Here is a 17,648-nt window from a genome sequence, read left to right on the forward strand (position 1 = left end):
CACGGTCGGTGTCGGTGGAGGCCTCCACCGACACCGACCGTGACGAACGTCAGAGTCGCTCGACCACGTAGTCGATGGACGCGGTCAGCGCCTCGACATCGGCCGGCTCGATGGCCGGGAACAGCGCCATCCGGAGCTGGTTGCGCCCGAGCTTGCGGTACGGCTCGGTGTCCACGATGCCGTTGGCGCGCAGCGCCTTCGCGATCGCGGTGGCGTCCACCTCGTCGGCAAAGTCGATCGTGGCGACCACGTTGGAGCGCAGTGCCGGGTCGCCGACGAACGGGGAGGCCACGCTGGAACGCTCCGCCCAGCCGTACACCGTGGCGGCGCTCTCGGCGGTGCGCTTGGCCGCCCAGGCCAGGCCACCCTGCGCGTTCATCCAGTCGGTCTGCTCGGCGGCCAGGAAGATGGTGGCCAGCGCCGGAGTGTTGTAGGTCTGCTCCAGCCGCGAGTTGTCGATCGCGGTGACCAGGTCGAGGAAGGCGGGGATGTAGCGCCCGGACGCCTTGATCTCGGCGGCCCGGTCCAGGGCGGCCGGTGACATCAGGGCCAGCCAGAGGCCGCCGTCGGAGCCGAAGCACTTCTGCGGGGCGAAGTAGTAGACGTCGGTCTCGCCGACGTTGACCTCCAGGCCACCCGCGCCGGAGGTCGCGTCGACCAGCAGCAACGCGCCCTCGTCCGCGCCGGCCACCCGGCTGATCGGGACCGCCACACCGGTCGAGGTCTCGTTCTGCGGCGTCGCGTACGCGTCCACGCCGGACTCGGCGACCAGCGTCGGCGCGCTGCCCGCATCGGCCTTGCGGACGGTCGGCTCGCCCAGGAACGGCGCGTCCTTGACCGACTTGGCGAACTTGGCACCGAACTCGCCGAAGCTGGCGAACTGGGCGCGGTCGCGAATCAGGCCGAAGGTGGCGACCTCCCAGAATGCGGTGGTGCCACCGTTGCCGATCACGACCTCGTAGCCCTCGGGCAGCGAGAAGAACTCGGCGATGCCGGAGCGCAGTCGCGCCACCTGGTCGCGGACCGTCTTCTGCCGGTGCGAGGTGCCCAGGTAGCTCGTCGCGACCTCGGCAAGGGCGGACACCGCCGCTGGGCGGACCTTGGACGGGCCACAGCCGAAACGTCCGTCGGCGGGCTTGATGTCATCCGGAATCCGGATGGTCGGTGCGTCAGCCACGGTCTTGAAGATCCTTCCGCAAGGGCGAGGGCGGGCCCGGCGACACTGCCGGCCCTCATCCTCGCACCCGGACCCATCGGTGGAAGCCGGGCCCCCGAGGGCAGGTCTGAGGCCTTCGCCACACCCGGCGTCCTCAGCGCGCCCAGAGGTACGAAAGGGGGCCCCTCCTCGACGGCAGGCGTCGAGAAGGGGCCCCCTCGTGTCAATCAGACGCCGTGCGGGATGGCGGCCCAGCCCTCGACGTCGGACGGCTTGCGGGTCTCCGGGCCGACGTAGCGGGCGGACGGGCGCACCAGCCGCTGAAGGCGCTTCTGCTCCAGGATGTGCGCGCTCCAGCCACCCATCCGTGCGCAGGTGAACATCGAGGTGAACATGTGCGCCGGCACCTCGGCGAAGTCCAGCACCACGGCCGACCAGAACTCGACGTTGGTGGCCAGCACCCGGTCCGGGCGGCGGGCCTGCAACTCGGCGAGGGCGGCCTTCTCCAGTGCCTCGGCGATCTCGAAGCGCGGCGCGCCCAGCTCCTTGGCCGTGCGCCGCAGCACGCGGGCGCGCGGGTCCTCGGCCCGGTAGACGCGGTGGCCGAAGCCCATCAACCGCTCACCGCGATCGAGGACGCCCTTGACGTAACCCTCGGCGTCGCCGCTGCGCTCCACCGCCTCCAGCATGCTGAGAACGCGGGACGGCGCGCCGCCGTGCAGCGGGCCGGAGAGGGCACCGATGCCCGACGAGATGCAGGCCGCCGCGTCCGCCCCGGTGGAGGCGACGATGCGGGCGGTGAAGGTGGACGCGTTCAGGCCGTGCTCGGCTGCCGAGATGAAGTACGCGTCGACGGCCTTGACGTGCCGCGGGTCGGGTTCGCCGCGCCAACGCTTCATGAACCGCTCGACGATGGTCTGCGCCTTGTCGATCTCCTTCTGCGGCACCGCCGGCAGGCCGAGGCCCCGGGCGGACTGGGCGACGAAGGAGAGCGCGGTCACCGACACCCGGGCGAGGTCTTCGCGGGCCTGCTCGTCGGAGATGTCCAGCAGTTGGTTGAGCCCCCAGTACGGGGCCAGCATGGCGACCGCGGACTGCACGTCGACGCGGATGTCGCCGGAGTGCACCGGCACCGGGAACGGCTCCGCCGGCGGCAGGCCCGGCCCGAAGCGGCCGTCCACCAGCAGCGCCCAGACGTTTCCGAACGACACCTGCCCGATCAGATCCTCGATGTCGACCCCGCGATAGCGCAGCGCGCCGCCCTCACGGTCAGGTTCGGCGATCTCGGTCTCGAAGGCGACGACGCCCTCCAGCCCGGGTTTGAAATCAGCCATGTCGCTCTCCTGGATCTGGTCGGTGCGCCCGAACAGCTCATCCGGCCCGGTCGGCCGGGCGCCTTAGGCGACCCTCAGGGATGTGTTCGCAACATCTTGCCTGCTGAGTAAGGGATACGCGACCCGCTGCGACTGTGCTGCACGCGACATCCCCGGGCGCGCAATCTCCGCTGGACTCGGTGAGACTGGGCGGTGCGTGCTGGCCAGCGCGGGAGGGCGTTGGCGGGGCCGCCGAGAAGGAGTGGGCACGTGACGGGTGACACACCCGCCCCGGCTGCGATGCGTAACGAGTACGCCGCGGACCTGGGCCTGACCGAGGCTGACCTGGCCGCCGACTGGCACACCCAGTTCGCCAGCTGGTTCGCCGACGCGGTGGCCTTCGGGCTACCCGAACCGAACGCGATGGTGGTGGGCACCGCGGACCCGGCTGGTCGGCCGAGCGGTCGGACGGTGCTGCTGAAGGGGTACGACCCCGAGGGGTTCGTCTTCTTCACCAACCACCTGTCGCGCAAGGGCGTCGAGGCGACCGCCAACCCGTACGCCAGCCTGGTCTTTCCGTGGTTTCCCATGCAGCGTCAGGTGGTGGTCGCCGGGCGGGTCGCGCCGGTCGACCGCACGACGAGCGAGGCGTACTTCACCAGCCGGCCGCGCGGCTCCCAGCTGGGCGCCTGGGCCAGCCCGCAGTCGCAGGTGGTGTCGGGCCGGGCCGAGCTGGAGGAGAGCTACCGGGAGGTGGCCGAGCGGTTCGCCGACGAGGACGTGATCCCGACGCCGTCGCACTGGGGCGGGTTGCGGGTCCACCCCGAGTCGGTGGAGTTCTGGCAGGGTCGGGCCGGCCGGTTGCACGATCGGCTCCGCTTCCGTCGCCTCGACGAGGGCGGTTGGATCGTCGAGCGGTTGGCGCCGTGACAGATGTGCAGGAGGCTCGGCCGCGCGGAGCGCGCCGCTGGGCCCTCGACGTACGCCCGCTGCGCGTGCCCGCGTACCGGCGGCTCTGGCTCGGCAACACCGTGGCGATGTTCGGCTTCCAGTTCACGGCCGTCGCGGTGCCGGTGGAGATGTACGCCCTGACCAGGGACTCCCTCTGGGTCGGCTTGCTGGGCGTGGCGGCCTTCGTACCGTTGCTGGTCTTCGGGCTCTGGGGCGGCGCGGTCGCCGACGCCCGCGACCGCCGTGCGGTGCTGCTCGGCGGCTCATTGTTGCTCTGGGCATCGACCCTTGGGCTGCTGGTCCAGGCACTGCTGAACGTGGGCAGCCCGGTGCTCCTGTTGGCGCTGATGGCGTTGCAGTCGGTGGCGTTCGCGATCAGCTCGCCGGCCCGCAGTGCCATGCTGCCCCGACTGGTCCCGGACGACCTCGTCCCAGCCGCCGCCACCCTGAACTACACGACCTTCACCGCCGCCTCGGTGGCCGGCCCGCTGGCCGCGGGCCTGATCCTCGCCGCGTCGCCGGACACCGCTGTGGTCCTGCCGATCGCGTACGGGGTGGACGCGCTGCTGTTCACCGCGATGCTCTGGGCGGCGCTGCGCCTGCCCTCGCTGCCGCCCGAGCCGAGCGCCGACGGTCAGGCCCGGCGAGCCGGCCTGGCCAGTGTCATCGACGGATTCCGCTACCTGGCCACCACACCCGTACTCCTGCTGTCCTTCGGGGTGGACCTGATCGCGATGATCCTCGCCATGCCGCGGGCGCTCTTCCCGGAGATCGCCCACGAACGGTTCGGCGGTGGTGGGTCCGTCGGCCTGCTCTACAGCGCCATCGCGATCGGCTCGATGATCGGTGGGCTGACCTCCGGCTGGATCGGCCGGCTCCGCCGGCAGGGGCTCGGCCTGGTGCTCGCGGTGGTGGGTTGGGGCCTGGCGATCGCCGCGGCCGGGTTGGCCCAGCAGCTCTGGCTGATGGTCGCGCTGCTCGCCGTTGCCGGGGCCGCCGACCTGATCAGCGCGGTGCTGCGCCAGTCGATGCTGCTGGTCTACGCACCGGACCGGATGCGCGGCCGGCTCCAGGGCGTCAACACGGTCGTGGTGGCGGGTGGCCCACGCCTGGGCGACCTCCGGGCCGGCACCATGGCCGCCGGGTTCGGCGGCGGGGTGGCCTGGGTGGCCGGCGGGCTCGCCTCGGCGGTGCTCGTGGTCGTGCTCGCGGTGGCGTTCCCGGCACTGCTGCGCTACCGGGCCACTACCGCGTCGAGCAACGACCGGGCCTGACCGGTTAGGGTCGCCGGCATGGAAAGCCCCGATCAGCGCCCCTTCTCCGGCGCCCAGTGGACCATCTCCGCCGCCGGTCACGAGGCCGTCATCGTGGAGGTGGGCGGTGGGCTCCGGACGTACCGGCACGACGGTGTCGACCTGGTCGACGGGTACCAGACCGACGAGGTGTGCCCCGGCTGCGCCGGGCAGGTGCTGGCACCCTGGCCGAACCGGATCCGCGATGGCCGCTACGCGTTCGGGGAGCGGGCGCTCCAGCTCCCGCTGACCGAGCCGGAGCGGCACGTGGCCATCCACGGGCTGGTCAACTGGGTGCCGTGGCGTCTGCTGGAGCAGTCGGAGGCCGCGGTGACCCTCGGCTACGACCTGCCGCCGCAGCCCGGCTACCCGTGGCCGTTGCGGCTGCTCAGCCGGTGGAGCGTCAGCGCGGACGGGCTGCGCGCCGAGCACGAGGTGACCAACATCGGCGGGGAGGCCGCGCCGTTCGGCTTCTCCGTGCACCCGTACCTGCAGCTGCCGGGCGTCGCGGTCGACGACCTGGTCATGCGGCTTCCGACCCGTACCCGGTTGTTGGTGGACGGTCGGCTGCTGCCGGTCGGCGCGACCCCGGTGGCCGGGACCGAGTACGACTGGACCAGCCCGCGCCGGATCGGCGCCGCCGAGCTGGATCTCTGCTTCGGCGAGGTGATCCGCGACGCTGACGGCGGCTCGTCGGTGAGCCTGTCCGCGCCGGACGGTTCGGCGGGGGTGAGCATCTGGGCGGACGCGGAGTTCGGCTGGTGGCAGGTGTTCACCGGGGACGCGCTCACCGGTGACCGGCACCGCCGCTCGGTGGCAATCGAGCCGATGACCTGCCCGCCGGACGCGTTCCGCTCGGGCCGGGACGTGCTCACGCTCAAGCCTGCTACGACCTGGCGGGGTGCCTGGGGCATCCGGCCCGGGGCCTGATGGAGTTCGCCGAGGTCGTCCGGCGTCGGCGGATGGTGCGCAACTACGACCCGGACCGCCCCGTCCCGCCCGACGTGGTGGACCGGCTGCTCGAGCACGCGGTCCGCGCACCGTCGGCCGGGTTCGCTCAGGGCTGGGGTTTCCTGGTCTTGGAGGAGCCGGCCGACCGGGAGCGGTTCTGGGCGGCCACCACACCGGACGGCGGTGGGCGGGAGCGCTGGCTGGCCGGGATGCGCCGGGCACCCCTGATCGTGGTGCCGCACGCCAACGAGTCGGCCTACCTGCGGCGGTACGCGGAGCCGGACAAGGGGTGGACGGACCGGTCCACCGACCGCTGGCCGGTGCCGTACTGGCACGTGGACACCGGCTTCGCGGCCCTGCTGATGTTGCTCACCGCCGTGGACGAAGGGCTGGGGGCCTGTTTCTTCGGCATTCCGCCGCAACAACTCGCCCCCTACCGCGACGCGTTCGGTGTGCCGGAGGAATACCAGCCCGTCGGTGCCGTCACAATCGGTTACCGGGCAGCGGACCATCGGTCACCGTCGCTGCGCCGGGGGCGTCGTCCGATGGACGAGGTGGTGCGGCGCGGCCGGTGGAGTTGAGCACCCCGTCCCGTTTGTCCGCTTGAGGATCGGACGACCGGTAGCGAAACTGACATCAGGGAGCGAAACGCGTCGTGCGCCGGGCGGCTAGGCTGGCACGGTCATCGGTGCCGCGCCGCGCGGTGCCCGCCGCGGCCCGGCTCGGCGCCGTCGGTCGGCCCGGCCACGGGGAGGGGAGCGTGCCGTCGTGATCTTCAGAGCGGTCCGGGACGGGCGTCCCTATCCGGAACACAATCTGACGCTCAAGCAGTGGGCGGAGATTCCGCCCCGGCCACTGCGCCTGGACCAGATGATCACCACCAAGCGTGAGCTGGCGCTCGACAAGCTGCTCGCCGAGGACTCCACCTTCTACGGTGACCTCTTCCCGCACGTGGTGCAGTGGAACGGTGGGCTCTACCTTGAGGACGGGCTGCACCGCGCGTTGCGGGCCGCCCTACAGCAGCGCAACCAGATCCACGCCCGGGTGCTGGTGCTCTCCGAGCCGATCGAGTGACGAGCCCTTCTGTCGCTCGCTGAACCTTCGTTAGGGTGGCGTCCATGACCGCTGCGCTGGACCTGCTCGATCTGGACCCGTCGCTCACCGACGAAGAGCGACAGATCCGCGACGTCGTCCGCCAACTCGTCGACGACCGGGTGCGCCCGCACGTCGCCGACTGGTACGAACAGGGCCAGGTGCCGGCCCGCGAGCTGGCCCGGGAGTTCGGCAAGCTCGGCCTGCTCGGCATGCACCTCACCGGCTACGGCTGCGCTGGCGCCTCCGCCGTCGCGTACGGCCTGGCCTGCCAGGAGCTGGAGGCCGGCGACTCCGGCCTCCGATCCCTGGTCTCGGTACAGGGCTCGCTCGCCATGTACGCCATCTGGCGCTACGGCAGCGAGGAGCAGAAGCAACGCTGGCTGCCGTCGATGGCCACCGGCGAGGCGATCGGCTGCTTCGGCCTGACCGAGCCGGACCACGGCTCCGACCCCGCCTCGATGACCACCCGCGCCCGCCGCGACGGCGACGACTGGGTGCTCACCGGCGCCAAGATGTGGATCACCAACGCGCCGATCGCCCACGCCGCGGTGATCTGGGCGCGCACCGACGAGGGCGTGCGGGGTTTCCTCGTACCCATGGACACGCCCGGTGTCACGGCCCGGGAGATCCGCCGCAAGATGTCGCTGCGCGCGTCGGTGACCGGCGAGATCGCGCTCGACGACGTCCGGCTCCCGGCGGACGCCCGACTGCCCGAGGCGATCGGGCTCAAGGCGCCGCTAAGCTGCCTCACCGAGGCCCGGTACGGCATCGTCTGGGGCGCGGTGGGCGCCGCCCGTGACTGCCTGGAAACCACACTGGCGTACGCCACCACCCGCACCCAGTTCGGTCGCCCGCTGGCCGGCTTCCAGCTCACCCAGGCGAAACTCGCCGACATGGCCGTCGAGCTGGTGAAGGGGCAACTGCTCGCGCTGCACCTGGGCCGGCTCGCCGACGCCCACCGGCTGCGACCCGAGCAGGTCAGCGTGGGCAAGCTGAACAACGTGCGGGAGGCCCTGGCCATCGCCCGGCAGTGCCGCACCATCCTCGGCGCCAACGGTGTCTCCGGCGAATACCCGATCATGCGGCACGCCAACAACCTGGAGAGCGTGCTGACGTACGAGGGCACCTCCGAAATCCACCAGCTGGTCGTCGGGCAGCGACTCACCGGGATCTCCGCGTTCGCGTGACCTGCGCGCGTGACCTGCCTGGCTTGACCTGCCCGCGTGCTGACCTGCCCGCGCGTGACCTGCCCGCGCGTGACCTGCCCGTTTGTGCTTTCCGGCCGCTCGACGCGCGGCTGTCGTACCGGGGCCGTACCGTCATTGACAGACGACGTGTCTGACGAGGACGGTGAGCGTGATGGCCCGCGACGCTGGCATCAACGAGCCCACGAGGGAGTTTCCCGGTTACCCGACCGGTGACGATCTCAAGGAGCGGTCGGCCGCGACACCCGAGCCGACCATGGACACACCGGGTGGCCCCGGTGGCCCGACGGGTGGCCCGATGGGCGGCAGCGGTGGCCCGACGGGTGGTGGTGGCGGGGCCCGTGGCCTGCTCCTGCTGCTCGGCGCCGCCGCGTTGGCCGTGGTGGTGCTGCTCGGCATCCAGGCGACCGGCATCCTGCCGGATTTCCGCAACCCGTTCGCCAAGGAGCAGACCGACCGCAGCCAGCCACCACTGCTGAAGTCGATCCAGGACCTCAGCCGCTACGTGGCGGCCGAAGGCAACTTCCAGGTCGTGGTCGACACCCAGAACGACCGGCGCAACGTTCCCGACTTCCTGCTCAACGAGCGCACCCTGTTCGTCGGGGCCGGCAGCGTCGAGGCGTACGTCGACTTCACCAAGATCGGTGAGGGTGCCGTCGTCCAGTCCGCGGACGGCAAGTCCGTCGAGATCAAACTGCCCGCCCCGCAGCTCGGCGAGACCAACCTCGACATGGAGAAGAGCTACGTCTTCGCTGAGCAGCGCGGTCTGCTCAACCGGCTCGGTGACCTGGTCGGCAACGATCCCAACCGGCAGCAGCAGGTCTACCAGCTCGCCGAGGAGCGGATCACCGCCGCCGCCCGCGACAGCGGTCTCTCCGCCCGAGCCGAGGAAAACACCCGCAAGATGCTGGAGGGGCTGCTGCGCTCCCTCGGCTACCAACAGATCACGGTCACCTACACGGCTCCCTGACCGGCGACAATCCAACCGCGGAAGCGCCCGCCCCGACGTCCGTCGGAGCGGGCGCTTCTCCATCGGGACCGCTGGCATTCGCGGCTGGTAGCCCACGCTGGCAGTCGCAGCTGGCATTCGCCGTCGGCGGTCGCAGCTGGCGGTCGCCGGTGGCAGCCCTGCTGTCAGCCCGCTGTGTGAGTCACCGTCGGCAGCCGCTGTTAGTCGCCGCTGGCATTCGCTGTCGGTAGTCGCTCTCGTGCATTCGGCGTCGGCATTCGCTGTCGGTGGTCGCGTCGTTCACGCGGTCGGCATTCGCCTGCCGTTTTGCCGGCGGTCTGCAGCGCGTCTGAGTGCTGAATCCTGCCGTTCGTCCGTCTGCCGCCTCTCGTGGCGCGGTCGTGCTCTGGGGGCAGGCCCGCGCTCTGCCGAGCGGCGTGTGCGCTCCATGATCCACTCGGGTTTGCTGAATTCGGGGTATTGCCGGCACCTGGACACCGCGGAATCAGCAAACCCGAGTGGATCAACGGCGAGGTGGGCAGCAACTTCGGGGAAGTTGGTGCCTCAGGAGCGCCCGAGGCAGCAACTTCCCCGAAGTTGCTGCCTCGGGCTGAGGCGGGGCGGGGGCGGGGGGGGCAGGGGGTGGGTGGGGCGGGGCTTTGGTTGGAGCGGCGGTTCCGGATGGAGTTGGCGAGCGCTTCTGCCCGCAAGTTCCTGGAAATGGGGGCCCTGGACGTGCGGGAGGCCACTACAACAGGGTTGTAGTGGCCTCCCGGACGCGCGGCGCGCTTGAGGGGTGGGGGTCAGTGCTGGGTGGAGGCCAGGTAGCGATCCTCGTTCGGCATGAGAACCCAGAGGACCAGGTAGACGATCACCTGGGTGCCGGGCAGCAGCAGGGACAGCAGGAACAGCAGCCGGACCATCCCGGCGGACATGCCGAACCGCCGACCGAGGCCGGCGCAGACACCGGCGAGCATGCGCCCCTCGCGGGGCCGGACCAGTTTGCGACTCATCGTCGTACTCCCACTCTGCGGCAGTGCGCCGCGTCTGCAATCCACGGTAGAAGGGGGTGGCCACCTCGCCCTCGGTCCCGAGGATGAGCGGTGACCCGTGGACCCGTAGGTGCTTTACCCGGGCAGCCCCTCGCTGACGCCTCCCCGCGACCCGCCCGCGCCGCGCCCGACCGCCGCGCACGGCGGGACCGGTGAAGATCGCGCTCGTTCACGGGGTGGCCTCGGGGAAGGGCCCAGACCACTGCAACATGGATCGAGCGTGATCTTGCAATGGCCGCAAGACGGCGGTCAGGTGCTCGCCTCCCGGCGGCCGGGTGGGCGTTGAGCTGGGCGGGTAGGCTGGCAGATCGGCCACCCACACCCCGGGTGACCGGCACCCATACCCCGGGCGGTCACGAGCGGGGCCGTCAGACCGGCGGTCACGACCCGGCCGGGTCCCGTACGCCGGGACGACGGCGAGGAAGCGCGGCCATGATCAGTGTTTTCGACCTCTTCAGCGTTGGTATCGGGCCGTCCAGCTCGCACACGGTGGGGCCGATGCGGGCCGCGCGTACGTTCGTTGGCGGGCTCAAGGCCGACGGGCTGCTCAGCGACGTCGCACGGGTGCAGGCCGAGCTGTTCGGCTCGCTGGGTGCCACCGGGCACGGGCACGGCAGTGGCCCGGCGGTGCTGCTGGGGTTGTCCGGCGAGTCGCCGGAAACTGTCGACACGGATACCGTCGGCCCTCGGGTCGAACGGATCCGGGCTGAGCGGCGGATCAACATCCTCGACGCGCACGAGATCGACTTCGACCCGGACCGGGACCTGACCCTGCACCGTCGCCGGTCGCTTCCGTACCACCCGAACGGGATGACCTTCGCGGCGTACGACGGGGCCGGTGCCGAGCTGCGCAGCCGCACCTACTACTCCGTCGGTGGTGGCTTCGTGGTGGACGAGGCCGCGGCCGGCGCGGACCGGATCAAGCCGGACAGCACAGTGGTGCGGTACCCGTTCCTGACCGGGGCGCAACTGTTGGAGGTCACCACCCGCACCGGGCTGTCGATCAGTGAGGTGATGCTGGCCAACGAGCGGTCCTGGCGCAGCGAGGCGGACATCCGGGCGGGCCTGCTGGAGATCTGGCGGGTGATGCGGGAGTGCGTGGAGCGCGGCTGTGAGCGCGACGGCGTACTCCCTGGGGGGTTGAAGGTCCGGCGGCGCGCGGCGGAGCTGCGGCGCGGCCTGGAGGCGGACGCCGGGACGCCCGACCCGCTGCACGCGATGGACTGGGTGACGTTGTTCGCCCTGGCGGTCAACGAGGAGAACGCCGCCGGTGGCCGGGTGGTCACCGCGCCGACCAACGGGGCGGCCGGGATCATTCCGGCGGTGCTGCACTACTACGCCCGGTTCGTGCCGGGGGCGTCCGACGACGGTGTGGTGCGGTTCCTGCTGACGGCCGGCGCGATCGGGGTGCTGTTCAAGGAGAATGCCTCGATCTCCGGTGCGGAGGTGGGCTGCCAGGGTGAGGTTGGTTCGGCGTGCTCGATGGCGGCGGCAGGGCTGGCCGAGGTGCTCGGTGGCACACCGGAGCAGGTGGAGAACGCGGCCGAGATCGGGATGGAGCACAACCTCGGGTTGACCTGCGACCCGGTGGGTGGCCTGGTGCAGATCCCCTGCATCGAGCGGAACGCGGTGGCTAGCATCAAGGCGATCACGGCCGCCCGGCTGGCGCTGCGCGGCGACGGTGTGCACAAGGTGTCGCTGGACAAGGTCATCAAGACCATGCGGGAGACGGGCGCCGACATGAAGGTCAAGTACAAGGAGACGGCGCGTGGCGGTCTGGCCGTCAACGTGATCGAGTGCTGAGTCCGGTCGATTCCGGGCATTCGTTCACCGACTGCTAACCTGTCGTCCGTTTCAGGAGGCGGGAGGCTCGCGGTGACCTCTGGCGTCGCGGCGTTGTGGTCGCACCGCAACTCGCTGCGCATCCTGGTCAGGCGGGACTTGGCGGTCAAGTACCAGCAGTCGGTGCTGGGCTACTTCTGGTCGTTGATCGAGCCGCTCGGCATGGGCGCCATCTACTGGTTCGTGTTCGGGGTGCTCTACTCCCGCGACACCGGCCGGCATCTCGGCGAGGCGGCGGGGTCGTACCCGTTGTTCCTGATCACCGGCATCTTCGCCTGGATGTGGGCCAGCTCGGCTCTGAGCGAGGCCACTAACGCGCTGACCGGCCAGTCCCGGTTGATCACCACGATGAACGTGCCGCGTCAGATCTTCCCGATCGGCCGGGTCACCGGCCGGTTCGCCGAGTACGCGGCCGGCCTGCCGATCCTGATCGCCATCGCGGTGATCTACGCGGTGCACGGTCGGATCCACCCCGGCTGGTCGCTGCTCTCCCTGCCGCTCGCGGTGGCCGTCCAGGCCGTCCTGTTGACCGGGCTCGCCCTGCTGCTGTCCGCCTGGAACGTGCTGATGCGCGACGTGGAACGCTTGATGCGCCTGATCATCCGGGTGCTCTTCTACGCCACGCCGATCATCTATCCGCTCAGCCTGGTCCGCGAGTCCGGCCTGCCCGGCTGGCTGAAGGTGGTGTACGAGCTGAACCCCCTGGTCGGGATCTTCCAGTTGCATCACGCGATCTGGTACCCGGACGAGTTCCCGAACGCCCGGCTGCTCGCCACCACCGTCGTCGGCAGCCTGCTGGTGCTGGCCGCCGGCTGGTGGTCGTTCCGCCGGTTGGAACCCGCAGTGCTCAAGGAACTCTGACGTGGCCGCGCCGATCATCGAGGCCGACGGCCTGGGCATCCGGTTCGTCCGGAACCGTCGCCGTCAGCTGCGCCTGCGGGAGCTGTTCATCCACCGGGGTGCGCGTGGTGCCCTGCCCGGCCAGTTCTGGCCGTTGCGGGACGTGTCGTTCACCATCGAACCCGGCGAGACGGTCGGCGTGATCGGCCGCAACGGCACCGGCAAGAGCACCCTGCTGCGGCTGATCGCCGGGGTGCTCATCCCCGACGAGGGCGACATCCGGGTGCACGGCGCGGTGGCACCGCTGCTCGAGTTGTCCGCCGGTTTCTCCAACGACCTGACCGGGCGGGAGAACCTGCACCTGGTCGGTGGCCTGCACGGGCTGTCGACGGGCTACCTGAAGCGGCACTTCGACGAGATCGTCGAGTTCGCCGGTGAGCAGGTGGAGCGGGCCATCGACACGTCGGTCCGGCACTACTCGTCGGGCATGAAGGTGCGACTCGGCTTCGCGATCATCTCGCACCTGCCGCACCCGATCCTGCTGATGGACGAGGTGACCGCGGTCGGGGACGCGGAGTTCCGCAAGAAGTGTTACGCGACGATTGATCGTCTGCTCGGGGAGGGGCGCACGCTGGTGTTGGTGTCACACAACGAAAAGGACCTGACCCGGTTCTGTCGTCGGGGGTTGCACCTCGACGCGGGCCGGTTGACGCTCGACGGCACCATCGCCGAGGCGCTCGACGCGTACCACGCCGCGGTCCCGCGGTGACGCTCGCGATCGTGCTCGCCGCCGGGTCGCCGGCAGCGGGCCTGACCACCGCGACCGGTGAGCCGCTGGCCGACCGCCTGGCCGCCCAGTTGCGCCGGGCCGGTGCCGATGAGGTGCGCTTCGCCGCCACCCTCGACGAGTTGACCGCGCTGGTCGCCACCGCCACCGCCCCCGTGCTGGTCACCGGCACCGACCTGGTGGCGCACACCGCCGTGCTGCGGCACCTGGCCACCAGCCCGGTGGGGCCCACGGTGGCGCTGGTGCTGGGCGACCCGCCGGTGCCCGGGCGCACTGCCGTGCGGGAGGAACGCGGCCAGGTGGTCGACGCCGGCGCCCTGGACGCCCTCGACGGGGCCGCCACCGGCGTGTTCGGCGGCGCGCTGCGGCTCGGCGTGGACGACCTGCCGACCCTCGCCGCAGCCGCCCGCGCCGCGGAGGGTGGCCCCGGGTCCGCCGTGGACCGGCTCTTCGCGGGTCTCGCGGCGCTCGGCACGCTGATCTTCACCCAGCGGGTACGCCTGCTCGTCGCCCGCCGGGTCGAGGACGAGGACGAGCTGACCGCTGCCGAGGCGGCGGTGACCGCTGTCGACGAGGACCGGGCCGAGCTGCGGCTGTCGGTGAAGGAGAAGGACGACTTCTTCTCCACCTACTTCGTCAGCACCTGGTCCCCGTACGTGGTCCGGTGGGCGGCCCGGCTGCGGCTCACCCCGACCGGGGTGACGGCGATCTCGGTGCTGTTCGCGCTGGCCGCGGCGGTGCTGTTCGGGGTCGGTGGGCGACCCGCGCTGGTCGGCGGCGCGGTGCTGCTCTACCTCGGCTTCGTGCTGGACTGCGTGGACGGCCAGTTGGCCCGCTACACCCGGCACTTCAGCGCCTGGGGTGGCTGGCTGGACACGATGGCGGACCGGGCGAAGGAATACCTGGTCTACGCCGGGCTGGGCTTCGGGGTGAGCCACGCCGGGCTGGGCAACGGCTGGGCGCTCGCGATCGCCGCGATGACGTTGCAGACCGTCCGGCACATGACCGACACCTGGTACGGGGTGCTGCACGACGAGGCGGCCCGTCGACCGAGAGCTGCGGCGGGTGCCAGCGGCGGGATCGGTGACCGGCTCAACGCGGCGTCGACCCGTGTGCAGGCGGACACCGGGTCGCTGTCGTACTGGCTGAAGCGGACCGTCGTCTTCCCCATCGGCGAGCGGTGGGCGCTGATCGCGCTGACCGTTGCGCTGTTCAACCCGCTGGTCAGCCTGATCGCGGTGCTGGTCTGGGGTGTGCTGGCGTTCGCGTACACCGGGGCGCTGCGGACGTTGCGGGCCCGCTGGATGAGGGTGCCGGTGCTGGACACGGTCGACGCCACCCTGCACCGCGACGACGGCCCGTTGGCCCGCTGGCTGCCGGTGGTCCGCCCGATGGGGCCGCTGACCCTGGCGGTGATCGCCGCGCTCGGCCCGGCGGTGCTGCTGGTCGCGGCGCTGTGGGGCGACTCGCCGGACGGGCTGCGCTGGGCGGTGCCGGTGGCGCTGCTGGTGCTGCTGGTCGGCGGCCTGGGCGCGGGGGCCGCGCACAACGGTCCGCTGGACTGGCTGGTGCCCGCGGCGTTGCGCGCCGCCGAGTACCTGTTCGCCATCGCGGTCGGGGTGGTCGGAGGGGCGCCGGGTTGGCTGATCTTCGGGTACGTCTTCGTGCTCACCGTGCACCACTACGACCTGACGGCCCGGCTGGAGAAGCGGCAGGCGGCACCGCCGCTGCACGCGTTCACGCTGGGCTGGGAGGTGCGCTCGGCGCTGCTGGCCCTCGCGGCGATTGCCGGCATGGTGGGTATCGGGCTGGCTACACTCGGTGCGTACCTTCTCGTGGTTTTCGTGGTGAGCGTCGTCCTGGCCTGGTTCGTGCGACCGGCCCGTAGCGCGCGGGCGTCGGTCGCGCCGGTGGGCGCTGGAGGTGCCGCGCCGCACTGACGGAGGGACGGCCGGATGACCCTGATCAGCTTCGTGGTGCCGGCCTTCCGCGTGCAGGGATACCTGCGTGAATGTCTGGACTCCGTCCTCGGTCAGCCGGAGACCGACATCGAGGTGATCGCCGTCGACGACTGCTCGCCGGACGCCAGCGGCGAGATCATCGACGAGTACGCGGCCCGCGACCAGCGGGTCCGCTCGGTTCGGCTGTCGGAGAACGTCGGCCTCGGTCCAGCCCGCAACATCGGGTTGGACCGGGCCGTCGGCGAGTACGTGTGGTTCCTCGACGGCGACGACTGGCTGGCGCCGGAGTGCCTGACCGAGGTCGCCGAGCGGTTGCGGGCGACCCGCCCCGACGTGCTGCTGGTCGACCACGTCCGCACCCACTGGAACGACACAGCGACCCGCAGCGCGATGGCCGAGGTGTTCCCGGAGCCGCCCGGCGCGGACACCTTCCGGTTGCGGGACCGGCCGGAGGCGATGCACCTGCTGCACACCGCGTGGAACCGGCTGGTCCGCCGGGAGTTCCTGGCCGGCCTGGGGCTGCGCTTCGCGCCGGGTTGGTACGAGGACGTCTCGTTCAGCTATCCGGTGCTGATGGCGGCGCAGCGGATCGGCGTACTCGATCGGGTGTGCGTCAACTACCGGCAACGCCGCGCCGGCGCGATCACCCGGACCCGGGGTGACCGGCACTTCGAGGTCTTCCCACAGTGGCACCGGGTCTTCCACCTGATGGACGCGTGGGGCTCGGCGACGGACGCCCTGCGGCCGGCGGTCTTCGAGCGGATGATCTGGCACTACCTGACGGTGCTGGGCAACGGCCAGCGGATCGCCCCGGAGCTGCGACCGGCGTTCTTCGCGCAGATCACCGCCGACTACGAGCGCTGGCTGCCGGCCGGCGGTTATCCGGTGCCGGACGGGGTGGAGGGGATCAAACACCGGCTCGTCGCGTCCGGCCGCTGGCGCACCTTCAGCGCGTTGCGGGCCGCCAGCCGGGCCCGCGACGCCGCCCGTCGGCAGACCCGCACCGCCCGGCGTCGGGTCGGCCCGGTCGCGCGCCGCGGTGCCCGGCTGACCCGCGACGGGTTGCTGCGCGAGTACTACCGGGCCGAGTTGCGTCGGCCTGTCGACCCGACGCTCGCGGTGTACGCCGCCTACTGGTTCCGGGGTTACTCCTGCAACCCGGCGGCGATCTACGAGGCTGCCCGGACGTTGGCGCCGGGGGTGCGCGGCGTGTGGATCGTGCGGCGGGACCGGGTGGACAGCGTGCCGGCCGGGGTGGAGTACGTGGTCGCCGGCACGCCGGCGTACTACCGGGTCCTCGCCCGCGCCCGGTGGCTGGTCAACAACGTCAACTTTCCGGACTTCGTCCGCAAGCGGCCGGAGCAGGTGCACCTGCAGACCCACCACGGCACCCCGGTCAAGGTGATGGGGCTGGACCAGCAGCGCTACCCGATCGGCGCGGGTCGGATGGACTTCGCCGGGCTGCTGCGCCGGGTGGACCGTTGGGACTACAGCGTCAGCGCGAACAGCTTCTCCACCCAGATGTGGGACCGGGCGTACCCGGCCACGTACACGACTCTGGAGGTGGGTTACCCGCGCAACGACCGCCTGGTGACGGCCGGTCCGGACGAGGTGCGTCGGCTGCGCGCGGAGTTCGGCGTCGGCCCCGACGAGCAGGTCGTGCTGTACGCACCGACACACCGGGAGCACCTTCCCGGCTACCGGCCGCCGTTCGACCCGGACCGGTTCGTGCGGGCGCTGGGTGACTCGGGCCGGCTGCTGATGCGCAGCCACTATTTCCACGACCGTGACCGTCGCCCCGGTCGGCCGGTGGACTGGGAACGGGTTCGCGATGTGAGTGGCCACCAACGGGTGGAGGATCTCTACCTGATAGCCGACGTGTTGATCACCGACTATTCGTCGGCGATGTTCGACTATGCGGTGCTGGACCGGCCGATCGTGCTCTATACCCCGGACTGGGAGGCGTACCGGCTGGCCCGAGGGGTCTACTTCGACGTCACTGCCGAACCACCGGGCGCGGTGGTCACCACCTTCGCCGACCTGGTCGACCTGTTCCGCACCGACGCGGTGCGCTCCGACGCGGCGACCAAGGCCCGTGAGCATTTCCGGGGCCGGTTCTGCACATTGGACGACGGGCACGCGGCGGAACGGGTGGTGCGCGAGGTTTTCCTGGGGGAGCCCAGCGGGCGATCTTCGCGCTGCTGACAGCGCTGTCCGTCTCCTTTGTCGTGTAATTGCGGCGTCATCCGTCGAA

At 71.2% G+C, this 17,648-nt stretch carries 14 protein-coding genes and 1 pseudogene; 12 read left to right on the top strand and 3 right to left on the bottom strand.

Annotated elements, in window-relative coordinates:
• Positions 1-49: 49 nt before the first annotated feature.
• Positions 50-1,177 carry a phosphoserine transaminase gene (gene serC / locus GA0070619_RS30675; RefSeq protein WP_088951231.1) on the bottom strand — a complete coding sequence of 376 codons (1,128 nt, stop codon included), beginning with the start codon at positions 1,175-1,177 and terminating at the stop codon, positions 50-52.
• Positions 1,178-1,383: 206 nt separating this feature from the next.
• Positions 1,384-2,490, bottom strand: a complete 1,107-nt coding sequence (locus GA0070619_RS30680; RefSeq protein WP_030329620.1) for a citrate synthase 2 — start codon at positions 2,488-2,490, stop codon at positions 1,384-1,386.
• A gap of 279 nt (positions 2,491-2,769) precedes the next feature.
• On the opposite strand from GA0070619_RS30680, the gene pdxH reads away from it, so the two are divergent.
• From pdxH to GA0070619_RS30715, 7 genes are all read left to right on the top strand, one after another.
• Complete coding sequence (gene pdxH, locus GA0070619_RS30685; protein WP_088952164.1) at positions 2,770-3,399, top strand: pyridoxamine 5'-phosphate oxidase; 630 nt, start codon at positions 2,770-2,772, stop codon at positions 3,397-3,399.
• Positions 3,396-4,694 (top strand): MFS transporter, encoded by a 1,299-nt coding sequence (locus GA0070619_RS30690; protein ID WP_088951232.1) that lies wholly within the window; start codon positions 3,396-3,398, stop codon positions 4,692-4,694. The genes pdxH and GA0070619_RS30690 overlap by 4 nt, the downstream gene beginning before the upstream one ends.
• 18 nt (positions 4,695-4,712) lie before the next feature.
• Positions 4,713-5,642, top strand: a complete 930-nt coding sequence (locus tag GA0070619_RS30695) for an aldose 1-epimerase family protein (protein WP_088951233.1) — start codon at positions 4,713-4,715, stop codon at positions 5,640-5,642.
• A complete protein-coding gene (locus GA0070619_RS30700) occupies positions 5,642-6,244 on the top strand; it encodes a nitroreductase family protein (RefSeq protein ID WP_088951234.1) in 603 nt (200 codons plus the stop codon). The genes GA0070619_RS30695 and GA0070619_RS30700 overlap by 1 nt, the downstream gene beginning before the upstream one ends.
• Before the next feature lie 187 nt (positions 6,245-6,431).
• Positions 6,432-6,737: a type II toxin-antitoxin system VapB family antitoxin gene (locus tag GA0070619_RS30705; protein WP_030329612.1), complete on the top strand. Its 306-nt coding sequence runs from the start codon at positions 6,432-6,434 to the stop codon at positions 6,735-6,737.
• 44 nt (positions 6,738-6,781) lie between these two features.
• Complete coding sequence (locus tag GA0070619_RS30710; RefSeq protein ID WP_088952165.1) at positions 6,782-7,945, top strand: acyl-CoA dehydrogenase family protein; 1,164 nt, start codon at positions 6,782-6,784, stop codon at positions 7,943-7,945.
• A 172-nt stretch (positions 7,946-8,117) separates the two neighbouring features.
• Complete coding sequence (locus tag GA0070619_RS30715; RefSeq protein WP_088951235.1) at positions 8,118-8,933, top strand: DUF4230 domain-containing protein; 816 nt, start codon at positions 8,118-8,120, stop codon at positions 8,931-8,933.
• Between the two features lie 782 nt (positions 8,934-9,715).
• On the opposite strand, the gene GA0070619_RS30720 is transcribed toward GA0070619_RS30715, so the two are convergent.
• Complete coding sequence (locus tag GA0070619_RS30720; RefSeq protein WP_088951236.1) at positions 9,716-9,925, bottom strand: PspC domain-containing protein; 210 nt, start codon at positions 9,923-9,925, stop codon at positions 9,716-9,718.
• 471 nt (positions 9,926-10,396) lie between these two features.
• On the opposite strand from GA0070619_RS30720, the gene GA0070619_RS30725 reads away from it, so the two are divergent.
• From GA0070619_RS30725 to GA0070619_RS30745, 5 genes and pseudogenes are all read left to right on the top strand, one after another.
• Entirely contained in the window at positions 10,397-11,767 is a 1,371-nt protein-coding gene (locus GA0070619_RS30725) for an L-serine ammonia-lyase (RefSeq protein WP_088951237.1), read from the top strand.
• 72 nt (positions 11,768-11,839) lie between these two features.
• Positions 11,840-12,667, top strand: coding sequence for an ABC transporter permease (locus GA0070619_RS30730; protein ID WP_088951238.1), 828 nt, complete (start codon positions 11,840-11,842; stop codon positions 12,665-12,667).
• Positions 12,668-12,809: 142 nt separating this feature from the next.
• Positions 12,810-13,415, top strand: a pseudogene (locus GA0070619_RS30735) (ABC transporter ATP-binding protein); the annotation flags it as partial.
• Positions 13,412-15,373 carry a DUF5941 domain-containing protein gene (locus tag GA0070619_RS30740; protein ID WP_157744116.1) on the top strand — a complete coding sequence of 654 codons (1,962 nt, stop codon included), beginning with the start codon at positions 13,412-13,414 and terminating at the stop codon, positions 15,371-15,373. The pseudogene GA0070619_RS30735 and the gene GA0070619_RS30740, both read left to right, overlap by 4 nt.
• Positions 15,374-15,388: 15 nt before the next feature.
• Positions 15,389-17,599 carry a bifunctional glycosyltransferase/CDP-glycerol:glycerophosphate glycerophosphotransferase gene (locus tag GA0070619_RS30745; protein WP_088951240.1) on the top strand — a complete coding sequence of 737 codons (2,211 nt, stop codon included), beginning with the start codon at positions 15,389-15,391 and terminating at the stop codon, positions 17,597-17,599.
• The last annotated feature ends 49 nt before the right edge of the window (positions 17,600-17,648 follow it).

The organism is Micromonospora zamorensis (assembly GCF_900090275.1).
GTDB lineage: Bacteria > Actinomycetota > Actinomycetes > Mycobacteriales > Micromonosporaceae > Micromonospora > Micromonospora zamorensis.

Excerpts from the sequence above, each read along its gene's own strand:
- GA0070619_RS30710 (WP_088952165.1), top strand. The coding sequence starts at position 6,782 with ATGACCGCTGCGCTGGACCTGCTCGATCTGGACCCGTCGCTCACCGAC.
- GA0070619_RS30695 (WP_088951233.1), top strand. The coding sequence starts at position 4,713 with ATGGAAAGCCCCGATCAGCGCCCCTTCTCCGGCGCCCAGTGGACCATC.
- GA0070619_RS30700 (WP_088951234.1), top strand. The coding sequence starts at position 5,642 with ATGGAGTTCGCCGAGGTCGTCCGGCGTCGGCGGATGGTGCGCAACTAC.
- GA0070619_RS30725 (WP_088951237.1), top strand. The coding sequence starts at position 10,397 with ATGATCAGTGTTTTCGACCTCTTCAGCGTTGGTATCGGGCCGTCCAGC.
- GA0070619_RS30680 (WP_030329620.1), bottom strand. The coding sequence starts at position 2,490 with ATGGCTGATTTCAAACCCGGGCTGGAGGGCGTCGTCGCCTTCGAGACC.
- GA0070619_RS30745 (WP_088951240.1), top strand. The coding sequence starts at position 15,389 with ATGACCCTGATCAGCTTCGTGGTGCCGGCCTTCCGCGTGCAGGGATAC.
- pdxH (WP_088952164.1), top strand. The coding sequence starts at position 2,770 with ATGCGTAACGAGTACGCCGCGGACCTGGGCCTGACCGAGGCTGACCTG.
- GA0070619_RS30715 (WP_088951235.1), top strand. The coding sequence starts at position 8,118 with ATGGCCCGCGACGCTGGCATCAACGAGCCCACGAGGGAGTTTCCCGGT.
- GA0070619_RS30720 (WP_088951236.1), bottom strand. The coding sequence starts at position 9,925 with ATGAGTCGCAAACTGGTCCGGCCCCGCGAGGGGCGCATGCTCGCCGGT.